At 43.9% G+C, this 12,986-nt stretch carries 15 protein-coding genes and 1 pseudogene; 13 read left to right on the top strand and 3 right to left on the bottom strand.

Annotated features, from left to right (window positions below):
- Positions 1 to 15 precede the first annotated feature (15 nt).
- From LJ740_RS22780 to cspE, 4 genes and pseudogenes are all read left to right on the top strand, one after another.
- Entirely contained in the window at positions 16 to 1,281 is a 1,266-nt protein-coding gene (locus tag LJ740_RS22780; RefSeq protein WP_229531446.1) for an ammonium transporter, read from the top strand.
- A gap of 298 nt (positions 1,282 to 1,579) precedes the next feature.
- A pseudogene (gene ggt, locus LJ740_RS22775) lies at positions 1,580 to 3,260 on the top strand (gamma-glutamyltransferase).
- A 74-nt stretch (positions 3,261 to 3,334) separates the two neighbouring features.
- A complete protein-coding gene (locus LJ740_RS22770; protein ID WP_229531445.1) occupies positions 3,335 to 4,273 on the top strand; it encodes a Dyp-type peroxidase in 939 nt (312 codons plus the stop codon).
- Between the two features lie 282 nt (positions 4,274 to 4,555).
- Positions 4,556 to 4,765, top strand: a complete 210-nt coding sequence (gene cspE, locus LJ740_RS22765; protein WP_229531444.1) for a transcription antiterminator/RNA stability regulator CspE — start codon at positions 4,556 to 4,558, stop codon at positions 4,763 to 4,765.
- A 61-nt stretch (positions 4,766 to 4,826) separates the two neighbouring features.
- Here the strand turns inward: cspE and LJ740_RS22760 are convergent, their stop codons facing one another.
- Positions 4,827 to 5,357, bottom strand: coding sequence for a DUF3750 domain-containing protein (locus LJ740_RS22760; protein ID WP_229531443.1), 531 nt, complete (start codon positions 5,355 to 5,357; stop codon positions 4,827 to 4,829).
- Positions 5,358 to 5,540: 183 nt separating this feature from the next.
- On the opposite strand from LJ740_RS22760, the gene LJ740_RS22755 reads away from it, so the two are divergent.
- A complete protein-coding gene (locus LJ740_RS22755) occupies positions 5,541 to 6,080 on the top strand; it encodes a hypothetical protein (RefSeq protein WP_229531442.1) in 540 nt (179 codons plus the stop codon).
- A 12-nt stretch (positions 6,081 to 6,092) separates the two neighbouring features.
- Here the strand turns inward: LJ740_RS22755 and LJ740_RS22750 are convergent, their stop codons facing one another.
- Entirely contained in the window at positions 6,093 to 6,887 is a 795-nt protein-coding gene (locus LJ740_RS22750) for a Rossmann-like fold-containing protein (protein WP_229531441.1), read from the bottom strand.
- A gap of 139 nt (positions 6,888 to 7,026) precedes the next feature.
- Between LJ740_RS22750 and LJ740_RS22745 the strand changes: the two genes are divergently transcribed.
- The gene (locus tag LJ740_RS22745) at positions 7,027 to 7,644 is read left to right on the top strand and encodes a hypothetical protein (RefSeq protein ID WP_229531440.1); all 618 of its coding nucleotides are present in this window, start codon (positions 7,027 to 7,029) and stop codon (positions 7,642 to 7,644) included.
- A gap of 177 nt (positions 7,645 to 7,821) precedes the next feature.
- Here the strand turns inward: LJ740_RS22745 and LJ740_RS22740 are convergent, their stop codons facing one another.
- Positions 7,822 to 8,793 (bottom strand): integron integrase, encoded by a 972-nt coding sequence (locus tag LJ740_RS22740; RefSeq protein ID WP_229531439.1) that lies wholly within the window; start codon positions 8,791 to 8,793, stop codon positions 7,822 to 7,824.
- A 246-nt stretch (positions 8,794 to 9,039) separates the two neighbouring features.
- Between LJ740_RS22740 and LJ740_RS22735 the strand changes: the two genes are divergently transcribed.
- The 7 genes from LJ740_RS22735 to LJ740_RS22705 all read left to right on the top strand — a co-directional run bounded on the left by LJ740_RS22735 (position 9,040) and on the right by LJ740_RS22705 (position 12,686).
- The gene (locus LJ740_RS22735; RefSeq protein WP_229531438.1) at positions 9,040 to 9,351 is read left to right on the top strand and encodes a hypothetical protein; all 312 of its coding nucleotides are present in this window, start codon (positions 9,040 to 9,042) and stop codon (positions 9,349 to 9,351) included.
- Between the two features lie 112 nt (positions 9,352 to 9,463).
- Complete coding sequence (locus LJ740_RS22730; RefSeq protein WP_229531437.1) at positions 9,464 to 9,913, top strand: hypothetical protein; 450 nt, start codon at positions 9,464 to 9,466, stop codon at positions 9,911 to 9,913.
- Positions 9,914 to 10,021: 108 nt separating this feature from the next.
- Positions 10,022 to 10,441, top strand: coding sequence for a hypothetical protein (locus LJ740_RS22725; protein WP_229531436.1), 420 nt, complete (start codon positions 10,022 to 10,024; stop codon positions 10,439 to 10,441).
- 424 nt (positions 10,442 to 10,865) lie between these two features.
- Entirely contained in the window at positions 10,866 to 11,195 is a 330-nt protein-coding gene (locus LJ740_RS22720) for a hypothetical protein (protein ID WP_229531435.1), read from the top strand.
- 121 nt (positions 11,196 to 11,316) lie between these two features.
- Complete coding sequence (locus LJ740_RS22715; RefSeq protein ID WP_229531434.1) at positions 11,317 to 11,676, top strand: hypothetical protein; 360 nt, start codon at positions 11,317 to 11,319, stop codon at positions 11,674 to 11,676.
- A gap of 113 nt (positions 11,677 to 11,789) precedes the next feature.
- On the top strand, positions 11,790 to 12,203 hold the full coding sequence (locus LJ740_RS22710; protein ID WP_229531433.1) for a hypothetical protein: 414 nt from the start codon (positions 11,790 to 11,792) through the stop codon (positions 12,201 to 12,203).
- A 102-nt stretch (positions 12,204 to 12,305) separates the two neighbouring features.
- Positions 12,306 to 12,686, top strand: a complete 381-nt coding sequence (locus LJ740_RS22705) for a hypothetical protein (RefSeq protein WP_229531432.1) — start codon at positions 12,306 to 12,308, stop codon at positions 12,684 to 12,686.
- Positions 12,687 to 12,986: the final 300 nt, after the last annotated feature.

Below are 12,986 nucleotides of genomic sequence, written 5' to 3'. Positions count from 1 at the left end.
CACCAGGAGACAATAATGGAACAAGCATTTCACTTACAATATGCAATGGACACCTTTTACTTTCTAGTATGTGGTGCCCTGGTTATGTGGATGGCAGCCGGTTTTGCCATGCTGGAAGCGGGTTTAGTACGCGCCAAAAACACCACTGAAATTTTGACTAAAAACGTCGCATTGTTCGCGATCTCCTGCACCATGTATCTGGTGTGTGGTTACATGATCATGTATGACGGTTCACTGTTTTTATCCGGTATTCAGGATGTAGACGTTGCCTCAACCTTATCTGATTTCGCCAGTCGCGAAGATGGTTTTGAAGGTGGTTCAATCTACTCTGGTGCCTCTGACTTCTTCTTCCAGGTTGTATTTGTTGCCACAGCCATGTCCATCGTATCTGGTGCAGTGGCTGAGCGTATGAAGCTCTGGGCATTCTTGCTGTTTGCTGTCGTCATGACTGGCTTTATCTATCCGATGGAAGGTAGCTGGACCTGGGGTGGTCAATCTGTATTTGGCCTGTACACCTTGGGTGATTTAGGTTTCTCTGACTTTGCCGGCTCAGGTATTGTTCACATGGCAGGTGCCGCAGCAGCGCTGGCAGGTGTAATTCTGTTAGGTGCGCGTAAAGGTAAATACAGCGCAGACGGTAAAGTTAATGCAATCCCGGGTGCTAACCTGCCGTTAGCAACCTTAGGCACATTCATTCTTTGGATGGGCTGGTTCGGTTTTAACGGTGGTTCCGTACTGAAGTTGGGCGATATCGCTAACGCTAACTCTGTAGCCATGGTGTTTTTGAACACTAACGCGGCGGCTGCGGGTGGTTCAATTGCGGCCTTGTTATTGGCGAAAGTGTTGTTCAAGAAAGCTGACCTGACGATGGCGCTAAACGGTGCATTGGCTGGTCTGGTAGCCATTACCGCTGAGCCTTCAACACCATCTGCGTTGCAAGCAACTTTAATTGGCGCAGTAGGTGGCTTAATTGTGGTCTTCTCTATCGTTGGTCTGGACAAATTAAAAATCGACGATCCGGTAGGTGCTATTTCGGTTCACGGTAGTGTGGGTCTGTTTGGTTTGTTGGTTGTACCTCTGACTAATGACGGCGCAACATTCAGCGGCCAAATCATTGGCGCATTGACTATTTTCTTCTGGGTATTTGTTACCAGCTTCATCGTCTGGTTTGTACTGAAAACCGTGATGGGTATCCGTGTCTCTGAAGAAGAAGAGTACGAAGGTCTGGATAAAGTGGACTGTGGCTTAGAAGCTTACCCAGATTTTACGGTTAAAAGCTAACCGGACTGCTCAAAAGCTGAATAATAAAAATTCGAGCGATGCGTTAAAAAATCGAATCGCTCTCACAGCGTTCCAATTGGAACCGGGGAAAATCCCCGAATAGCTTCATATGCTATATGCCCTTTTTGCCCCGGTTTTACCGGGGCTTTTTATTTGGGTCATTGTTGAAAGCAGAGATCCTGTAGTATGGTATGAGTGCCTGTTGACCCAAGCTCATAGTGCAAAACGCAACAGGCTCTGATATAGCCATAAACAATTCACTTCTGTTCGGGAGCCTGTCTTGAAAAAGTCCAGATTATTGTTGTCATTTTGTGTTTCTTTGCTTGTTTTTAGCTTCACTGCTCATGGTTTTGACCGGATCACCGGCAAACATTTTGCCAGCCGTTCAGAGGTAATAGCCCAAAATGGCATGGTGGCTACCAGTCAGCCGTTAGCAACGCAGGTGGCACTGGATGTCTTAAAGGCAGGGGGCAATGCCATTGATGCGGCCATTGCAGCCAATGCCATGCTGGGGCTGGTGGAGCCGACCGGATGTGGTATCGGTGGGGATTTATTTGCGATTGTCTGGGACGCTAAATCCAAAAAGTTACACGGACTCAATGCCTCCGGACGTTCACCGCAATCACTGGAATTAAGTCACTTTAAAACTTTGGGATTAGATAAAATTCCTTCTTTTGGACCACTACCGGTATCTGTGCCCGGTGCCGTTGATGGGTGGTATCAATTGCACGACAAATTTGGCTCCCTTCCCATGGCCGAATTACTAAGCCCGGCAATTGAATATGCCCGCAATGGATTCCCGGTGACAGAACTGATAGCCCATTACATGGCACTCAATGAATCCCGAATCGGTCATTATCCCGGTTTTAACGATATCTTTCATGTCAATGGTGCAGTCCCGGCAAAAGGTGACATTTTTACCAATCCGGCGTTGGCTGCTACCTACGAAAAAATCGCGACCGGTGGTCGGGACGCGTTCTACAAGGGCGATATTGCCCGCATTATTGCGGCCTATATGAAAGAGCAGGGGGGATTTTTACAGTATGAGGATTTAGCCTCGCACACGTCTGAATGGGTGCAGCCGCTGTCTACCAGTTATCGCGGTTACGACGTTTGGGAACTCCCCCCGAATGGCCAGGGGATCGCCGCATTGCAAATCCTGAATGTGATGGAACTGTTTGATGTTGAAGAAATGGGCTTTGCTACTCCAGAATACGTTCATGCCTTTGTGGAGGCCAAAAAGCTGGCCTTTGAAGACCGTGCCAGATTCTATTCTGATATGGACTTTAATAAGCAACCCATTGATATGTTGATCTCCAAAGAATACGGTCTGCAGCGTCGTCAACTGATTGATATGAATAAAGCGGCAAAACGCTATGATGCAGGTCCGTATGAAGGCGATACCATTTATCTGACCACCGCCGATAAAGACGGCAACATGGTGTCTTTAATTCAGAGCAACTATCGCGGTATGGGCTCGGGTATGACGCCAACCGGCCTGGGATTTGTGTTGCAAAATCGCGGCGAACTCTTCGCTTTACAGGAAGACCATTTCAATGCCTATGCGCCAGGTAAGCGGCCGTTTCATACTATTATTCCGGCGTTTGTTACCCGTAATGGCAAACCCTGGATCAGCTTTGGTGTCATGGGGGGGCGGTGCCCAACCTCAGATGCATGCTCAGGTGATCATGAACCTGATCGACTTTGGCATGAATTTACAGGAAGCCGGTGACGCTCCCAGAATCTTGCACAGTGGCTCCAGTCAGCCCACGGGAGAGATGATGAAAGATGGGGGATTTGTCAGCCTGGAAAATGGTTTTTCTGCTGAGGCACGACGAGCGTTGATCCGCAAAGGGCATACTTTGCAGGAAGTCTCGGGTTGGTTTGGCGGCTATCAGGCGATAATGAAAGATCTGAAAACCGGCGTGTATTATGGTGCGTCAGAGAGTCGCAAAGATGGACAGGCCGCAGGTTATTAACCTGTTAAAGCAATTGTTCACCCTTCAGCGGTTTTGCGATATTCTTAACTATCGCTTTTTATTCAGGATTTTTAATGCCACAAGCACAAAAAGGGATCTGCGCAGAACCGAATCTGCACGCCTTGTATTTGATGTTCAATGTTACTGACGAACAAGACGATCTTATCCGTGAAAAGTTGGCTAAAATTCTGAATATCTTCAATCATTATGATGAAGAGCACTACGAAGCCATGATCTCCGGGGTCGTCGCCATCGGTAGCAATTACTGGATGGAACTTTACCCCGGTGAATTACCGCTGGAACTGGCTCCGTTTCCTGATATGTCCTGTGAAGATCGCAGCGCACCGGTTGTGCCCAGTGATCTGTTTATCCAGATAAGAGCCGATCGGGCCGACATTTGTCATGCCATTGGCGTTGAAGTTTACGAGCTGTTAAAACTGCATGTAGAGCTGGTGGAGCAGGTCAAAGGCTTTCGCTATCTGGATGGTCGGGATCTTACCGGGTTTGTCGATGGCACTGAAAACCCCAAAGGCATGAAAAAGTTAGATGTGGCTATTGTAGGGGATGAAGATCCCAGCTTTACCGGGGGCAGTTACATTCATGTGCAACGTTACCGGCACAACCTGGATCGTTGGAATCAGTTGCAGGTGGAGGAGCAGGAAAAAATCATGGGGCGCACTAAGTCCGATGATGTGGAATTCCTGGCGCATAAAAAAGCGCGCTTTGCACACAGCAAACGAACCAGTATTAAGGATGACGAAGGCAACAGCCTTGAAATTCTGCGGCAAAGCATGCCTTACGGCAACATGAAGGTGCAAGGTTTGTTTTTTGTTTCCTGCTGCAAGAGTAGCCGTCCGTTTACTAAAATGCTGGAAAGTATGATCTTCGGTGATGAAACCGGTACTTACGATAAGTTGCTGGACTTTACCACACCGGAGACCGGAGCCGCGTATTTCGCTCCCTCTGTTGATTTTATTAAGCGCCTGGGCAAAATTCCGCCTTCCCATTTTTAGGGGCGATTACAGCTTGTTGATTTATTCTTCCGGGCAGTTCAGTAATGCGCAGGTCCGCGCAGTGCATATTTAAACAAAATTCTCTTCGCTTCCAGGTACTTATAGTGCTATTATCAAGGTCGGCCTTTGGTCAGTTATATTTTTGTTATCCGCTTAAGTTCTGCTTTACCCGTCAAACATTGTTTGGCGACCATGTACCTTCAGCAATTCCAAATTAGTAATTAAACAAGGCTCTACCGGCGCATTTGCGTCAAAATTTAATATTTTTATAGGTTTATTTTTATGTCTAAATTGACAGGTTCAGTTAAGTGGTTTAACGAAGACAAAGGTTACGGTTTCCTTACTCCAGAAGAAGGCGGTAAAGACGTATTCGTACACTTCCGCGCCATCAAATCTGAAGGCTTCAAAGTGTTGGTTGAAGGTCAACGCGTAGAATTTGAAGTACAAGAAGGTCAGAAAGGTCCTCAGGCAGCAGAAGTTGTTGTACTTTAATCCGTAACGGATTCTGATAAAAAACGCAGCACAGGCTGCGTTTTTTGTTTTTGGGGGCAGATTAATTTGCGTAACCGCTACCAATCGCCCTGAAGGGCATTTGCAATTGCAGATCCGGTACCTGCTTAGCCACCCAGGCCGGGAAGGTATTGCTGTTTGGACCTGGAAATAAAGTGTATTCGTTGGCCCAGGGATATTGCGCAATGGCCTCACGCATTTGAGGGATCAGGGTTTCTGCTTTTTCCCCGGTCAGATGATAGAACTTTTCCGGTTTTGCGCCATACCAGTAGCGATCCGGAGAAATCGTATTGTATTGACGCAATGCCGGTTGACCGTGTCTGGTGCGCCAACCTACCACTTCATAAACAGTATATTCTGTTGCTTCTTTTTCTTTTATCGCTATCCAGCTGTGTACTGCGAACCAGCCACGCCAGCTATAGGCGTCGGCGGCGTAAAACTCAATAACGGCATCAGTATGCAACATCGGATTGACAGCAATTCCTGCGGGGGCACGGCTTGCTGTCCTCCAGTTGTTTCCGGAACAAGACAACAGCGCGAATAGTGCAACAACTAAAATCAGCTTTAACTTCATCGTTCACCGACATTTGCAGATAATATGTGTCGTTGCGTTGTAACAAATTGGCTTACAAACACCAAGACAAACTCGACAGACTGCAGCCAAAAACGGTCAGTTTACAGTACAAAGATTGTGCCAGGTGAAAAAGCAGCTATAGTGAAGCAGTAAACACAGGTCACTATATTCAGGGAGAGAAACATGAATGCGATGGTAGTTCACCCACCTCACGCTAAAACAGATCGGTTGAGTTGGTTTAAGACATTTTCAGACTTTTTGGTGATTGCGCTTATTCTGTTGGTCTATTGGGGGATAACTGAATATCTGCACAGTCAACGGATGGAAATCGCCCAACAACCCCTGGTGAATGACTTTTATTTGGTGGACTATTACCGAATAAACCCAGCATCAGATTACAAATTCCGCTATGTGCCACTACGGGTGACAAATATCTCAGCAACCCAGTTGAGCTTTGTTCGGGGTAATTACGGCCATAATAAACCCGCTTCTATGGATAAACATGTGCAGTTTGACGCCGTGTTAAATTACAATTATTTCAACAAGGAAAGCCTGCAGGTGAGCCGGGCTGAATTCAATCAATGGGTGGATGAAGGTATCGTATATGATGCCAGCCGGCCGGAAGGTATCTATATCAATGGTTGGATTGTATTGCGTCCGATGGAAGCCGTTATTGGCAGTGAGCGCAATGAACGTTTTCTCGCGGCAGCCCCGTCGCGATAGGTGCTCATGGGGCTATTTGTCGGTAGCGTTTAAATAGTCTTGCCAGGCTTGCTGATATCCTGCACGGCGTCGATGTTGACGGGAGTTGAGATGGTTCTGCCAGTCCTGAGCGTCTGTTACCGGTCCGATATGGCACAATTCACAATATTGTGGCGCGGCTTCTGGCGGTGCTGTGAGATATCGATGAAGTTGTGGTTGGGGGCTGTCTGACCACGCATAGGTGATGGCGGCTGTACTTTTAACCTGTTTATCGCGATCGACATTGCGTATACGGTAACCCGGAAATTCACCCGGTATAAATGGCATCTGTCCTATATGTCTGAAACTGCCGGGCTCTGCCAGGCACTCAATATTCCAGTCACAATAGGGCTTTACATCTTTTGACGTGATATAGCTCAGTCTGGCCCCGTTTGATGCCAACAAATAATGTTGTGAGTAGCGTAAAAAGGCGTTGAGCAATTTCCGGTTTAACAGGTTACTGTCTTCCCCCTGATGCCAGCTTTGACCGGGGCGACGAGGCCCGGCATTGGGAACTAACGGGAACTGAAAAATAGTAACGTCAAATGACGCCTTTAATTTATCCCGCAAACTGTCAGGTTGAGTAATATCAACTTCAAACATTACCCGTTGCCCGGCTTCCAGCAGTGTATCAATGGCATTGAGTTGATACTTGTCGCGCAGCTGTTGTTCCGAATCTAACACACTGGCGGTTATCTTAAGGGTGGGCCAGCGTCTGGCGAGTGCCGCCGAAAAAGACAAATCACCGTCACCAATGGTGAGTACCCGCCATGTTGCCTGAATATGCATAAGGAAAAGTCTGTATTGCCATGAGATAAAATTACCGGGAAGCGATTATAACAACTTATGGAAAATTTTATCTAAATCGCGAAATGCGGTTATCATTACCCAACGCCAAAACCACCGTCATAAGGAAGTCGATGCGACCATGTTACAACTGCAAGTAGGAAGATCTATTAAATGGCGTGCTATTTTTGTAGAGTCGGCGTTTATCGGCGCCAGTATTCTGTTGGCCTTTGCGTTACAGGATTGGGACGAAGCCAAAGACATCGAAGAACGAACACAGATTGCCATGTGCAATGTGAAATCGGAACTGAGCTTTAACCAGGTGCTGATCGAACGGGGATATTTGCCAAAGCAAAAAGGCTTGTTAGCCAGCATCAATGCAGTCGTGGCGGTTACCCAACGGGGCGAAGCGGCTAACCTGTCACTGGCTAATCTGGAGCAAATGTTAGTGCAGGAATCATTGCGTTACTCTGCCTGGTCATTAGCGGCGGAGTCGGGTTATATGCTACACGCCAATTTTGAGCTTGCCACCGAAATTGGCGCCGTTATTGATTTTCAGAAAGACAGTTATCAACCGGTAATTAATCGGCTGAATGAAGCCTTGTTTGACTCCGGGCAAACATTCAATGATGACCCCACCTTTTCACAGATAAAGTTGCTCAGCCTCACCAATGAATGGATATCAAAAACGCGCTATCTGCAAAGCAAATACGAGCAACTATTTGGCAGAGAAGATTTTATTAGCCTGGCCTGTTTATAAGCGACAGTTAAAATACAGTTTTTCTGGTTGTTCAAGATCGTTCACGATTTAAAGTGTACGGAAGTTGTTATGCATTCACGGTTTTTATTCGGCAGAACAGTTGATTATAAGAGTAATCTATCGACTGAAGTAGATATTAAGTCTTGAATAGCGTATGTCTAAAGCTGACTATTGCAGCTACAATATTCTACTCAGTGGACTGGTTACTCCATTTGCACCTTGTTGCAAAACATGGGTGTAGATTTGTGTGGTTTTAACGTCTGAATGACCCAATTGTGTTTGCACTGTTCTGATGTCCGCACCACTTTGTAGGAGGTGGGTGGCAAATGAATGCCTCAACGTATGGGGAGTAATTGGTTTCTCTATGTTTGCTAATACCGCCGCTTTTTTAATGGCTTTTCTGACACCTGTTGGATGAAAGTGGTGCCTTCTTATTTCACCTGTTGCAGGGTCTGCGCTAAGTTGTCTTGAAGGAAACAAATACTGCCAGGCCAACGACTTATTGGCGGCAGGGTATTTTCTGGATAGTGCGTTTGGCATCCAAACGCCTGCATAGTGTTCATTTTTAAGATCGAGCTGTAAATACTCATCGGCTTGCACTATTTGGTTCCTGAGCATCGGAATAAGCTCAACCGCCAGTGTAACCACACGATGCTTAAGCCCTTTACCATGCCAGATACGAACACATTTATAATCAAAATCTATATCCTGAACCCGTAATTGCACAGCTTCCATCACGCGCAATCCACTGCCATACATCAAGCCCGCAATTAAATAGTAGTGCTTGTCTAAAAAAGACATCAGTAATTTGACTTCATCTGGTGTCATGACTATGGGTAATTTGGGTTGCCGTAGACTGCGGATAAATGACAAGTTCAGCGAAAGTTCTTGCTTTACGATGTGTTTGTACAAAAAAGACAGCGCATTTAGTGCTGTAGCCTGAGTTTTTGGCGACACATTTTTTTCCAGTACCAAATAATCCAGGTATAGAGTAACTTCATTGTCGCCCATTGAGGTGGGGTGACGCTTATCGTGGAAATGGATAAATCCACTAATCCATTTCAAATAGGTATCGATAGAACGCAAAGAGTATTGTTTAGTCAGCATAAAATCAGCGACCAGGTTTAAATAGGGGGAGCGGGTTTTCATGATATTAAAGTTTTTAAAAAATGCACTGTATTTATATACAGTATTGATGGTTTTCTCCTATAGTCAAGAAAACGACCCAACGGGTCGTTTTGGGCGCAATCTGACTCAGCGCTAAGTTTATTGCAGCCCATAGCTGGTATTGTTTGGATAAATTTGTTATCAATTCGCAAAAGAATGAAAACGACCCTGCGGCTGGAAGAAAAACGACCCGTTGGGTCGATATTAAATTGTTAGGTACTTTATTTGATGGATGCTAATTATCCTCTTTTAGCAAAAATTCATTTTTGGCTTGGGTTACTAAGCTTTTTTCTTTTTGGTATTCCAACCTTCACTGCAGACCTAACTGAGTCAGGAAAAGTGTATTTACCTCTTACTACAGTTATCTTTCCTTCTTTACATTTTACAATTGCCTATGCATGCAAAATTAAATCAAATAAGGGAAGGGTTGCGTCTAGGATTGTAGGATTTTGTTTTATGCCTTTTTTCCCTGTGGGCACTATTTTGGGGTTTGCACTCTACGAAAATTCTAAAAGGAAGTTTCAGGCAATAAGTACCTAACAAGTGCAATCAAATCGGACAAAAATTCATTGGCTCACCTTCGTTCCTCAGGCATTATAGCCAATAAATTTTCGCCGTTTATTGCGGCAGTTAGCTGCAAAAGGAACATGTTTTGACTAAAAAAATAATTTTCGCAATAGCACTGCTTTTATCTGCTTCAGGTTATGGAAATGAATATGAAATCATAATCAAAGAATTCTTTGAGAAAGTTAAAGCGGGCAAAGAAGAAGACGCTGTAGTCAAGCCCATGATAAGAGCTTACAAAATACTCGGTTATGATGTTGATGAGGATCAGTTTAAAGAACAAGCGAGCGGCACAATTAGCAACTTGAAGTCATTTAGGGTTAATGAGGGTAAGTTGCATAGTTTCGGAATATTTTCAGTAAGTAGTCTTGGCCCAAACTACAAGTACGTAAAAAGTGCTTTTTACTACGACACAGGCCCTGTTGAAGTTTCATTCACATTGTATGCCCCGACAGGTGAATGGTTTTTGAAAAATATCTACGTCAATTCTCACCTTGAGAAAGAGCTAAAAGAACAAGTTGAATTGAAATTTAACTAGCAGCTAACAAGAAAATTTAAACATGGACAAATACTCGTTGGCTGACCTTCGTTCCTCAGGCAGTATAGCCAACAAGTATTTGCCCTTTAATTTAGTAGTTATATGCCTATGCAAAGATTGCTTCTTCTTCCTATTTTGGCTTGCTCGTCGTACTTTACACAAGCAGATCAAGTTACCTATGAGATTGGTTCTTATAGGGATAAATTACTACTTACCTATTCTGAAAGCTCGCTAAAACTCACTGCGTTTAAAGATGGAAGTGAATCGGTTCTGTGTTCTAGTGTGATTTCAGAAGATACGCTTGCTCACACTTTAAAGTTTTTCAAAGAGGCAGATATCATTAGTTGGGAACCTAAGTATTTTTCGGAAGGCAGAATGGACGGAGTGGTATTTAAACTATCAGCCGAAATTAATAACGTTAGTGTTTCAAGTATGGGGCATTTAGACAGTGCCCCAGAAAAACACTGGCAGCTGGTAAGGTACTTTAATCAATTATTGGTTGTAAATGGCTGCGCAAAAAGCATATAACAAACCAAGTCAGCGGGACAATTACATACAGGCTCCCGTCATTTCGTTCCGTATTTTAGCCTGCATGTACTTGCCCCTGCTTGGGGCGTTAGCTGCAAAAAATGGTTTAGCGTAAGCAAAAATAATTGCGCCCGCTAAGGCGGGTTCAACGAAATTGGATTCCCCAAAAAGCACAATGGATCATGGTGCTCATTTCAAATTTCAAGATCCTTGTGCCGTACTGACGTACGGTTCAAAGTTGGTAGGTAGTGCTTATCGCTAACGGGTATTTGGTCCAGCAGCCTGAGGGCTGTTAAAGTAAATTGGTTTGGTATGGTTGTGTTTAACTTAATCAGTTCAGCTAACAAACAGCGGTACGCGACCTCCGTTTCGCAGCTTCGCTGCTACACTGCGTCGCGTACGCTGGGCGTTAGAGCCAATTACCTTGAAAGAAGAAAGCGACTTTTTCGAAAAGCAAAAGACAAATGACAGAAGTAGATTCGTAATTTATCTTTTGTTTATTGCTTTTTTGGTTTGTGGTGAAATATTACACATTACTGAAGTATTAGACAGAGATAGTTTTTTCAGTGAAATGCTTCCCTTAGGGATCGCTGCACTCTTCTTTTTAGATTTTGTTGCAGGAGCTGTAACAGCTGAATATTTTATGTTCGGAATAACGATTAGATTCACCGAGAAACCGATAATATTTATTTGCAGAGGTTTGTTTTCACTAATTGTTGCGTTAATAATTTTCTATGTAAACTTGCTTCTCTAATCAACTGTGGTTGGCTCTAACAATCGGTTCAAAACGGACACAAAAACGTTGGCTGTGTTCGTGCCTCACATAGTTTAGCCAACGTTTTTATGCTCGTTTAACCGGGCCGTTAGGAGCTTCATTGAAAAAGTTGTTATTAAGCTTGGGTTGCTTATTTTTCTTCCAATCTTGGGCTACCGTGATAATTTACAATGATGAAATAATTGAAAAATCTAATTTAAGTAAACTCGGTGTAGAAATGACGTTCATGGGTATCGAAGAAAATACCAAGACTAAGCTAACTTTAACTGGTTTAGAAAGCTGCAACCTGTCTCATGTTTGGTCGATGATAAAGACAGACGTCAAAAATATACTTAATCACGTAGACGCAGAAGAATACCAAGCCAAACATATATTGATTTATGAAGGAAAAGAAGAGCGAATAGACACACTATTTTTCCGATGTAATGGCAAGCGATATAAAGTAAATTTCAATACTTAAAGGCACACTCCTAACAAGTAAATTTAAACTTGGACAAATACTCGTTGGCTGACCTTCGTTCCTCAGGCAGTATAGCCAACAAGTCTTTGCCCTTTAATTAACCGTTATATGCTATGAAGACATTTAGCCTAACAACCCGAAAAAATATTCGAGCGGTCCTTATTGCTCCATTTTCTGTCTTTCCTGCGGTGTTTTTTCTGTACCTATTATTATTCTTTTACGCATTAGCTACAAATGAAGTTGTTTCATCAACTGACTTAGTAGATGTTGGGGTTATTGTGGCTTTTGTGGGCTGGATATTTGCTGTAGTTTTGACGTTTATCTACGGCTTGCCAATCGCGCTATTGCTGCAACGTATCAATAAATTCAAACTCAGTTTACTGTTGCCCGTAAGTTTGTTCCCCACATTAACAATCCTGCTGGTGACGAAAGCTGAGTTTGGAGTTCTGTTTCTCTATGCCTATTGTTCAGTTATTGTGGCGATTACCTATTGGTTTATGTTCAATAAGCAAAGTAATGGCATATAACAAATACAATCAATCCGGACAAAAATCCATTGGCTGCTCCCTCGTTTCTGGGGCATTATAGCCAATAAATTTTCGCCGTTTATTGCGGTGTTAGGTGCAAGGATGAATCACAAGGTTTTATTACTAGCTCTCTCCTGTAGCTTCTTATTCGGCTGCAGCGGTCCAGAAAGCTGTAAAGTATTCGAATACGGCAGCTTAAGTTTGAGTTCTGCTTCAGTAATAAAGGATGATGAAGTTAAAAGAGTTAACTTCACAGCGATTTGGAGTGATCAGGAAAAATCTATTACGTGGTATGACTTCCAGCCAATATCAGGAAATACTCCAGAGGAGTTTAAAGATTACTTTGGAGCCAAGATAAACCATCCGATTTCAGTTTTGAGTGCGTTAGGTCTGAAAGGGTGGGAAGTCTACGATTACGAAAGGCACAATCAAAACGAATCGATACAGTTGACTGATTGGCAGCTTAAAAGGTGTGTTCAGTGAAAGCACCTAACAAGAAAATTTAAACATGGACAAATACTCGTTGGCTGACCTTCGTTCCTCAGGCAGTATAGCCAACAAGTATTTGCCCTTTAATTTAGACGTTGGTATGACTCCTTTTGTCAATCAGAACCGAGCGCTTCCTTGGCATTTTCTCGGCCCATAATTAGCTTATTTTTTCTCAAATTAAATGAGCTAACGCACCGAATGAGGCAGTAATGTCGTCGGTTGTCATGCTGGTATCCGTAGATTACTTATTCGCTGAATAAGCAGAGCTGACCTTACTTGTTCCGCCGTGACACC

This window comes from Planctobacterium marinum, assembly GCF_020687805.1.
GTDB lineage: Bacteria > Pseudomonadota > Gammaproteobacteria > Enterobacterales > Alteromonadaceae > Planctobacterium > Planctobacterium marinum.
The sequence above is the reverse complement of the archived record's forward strand: the minus strand, read 5'-3'. Positions and strand labels throughout refer to the sequence as shown.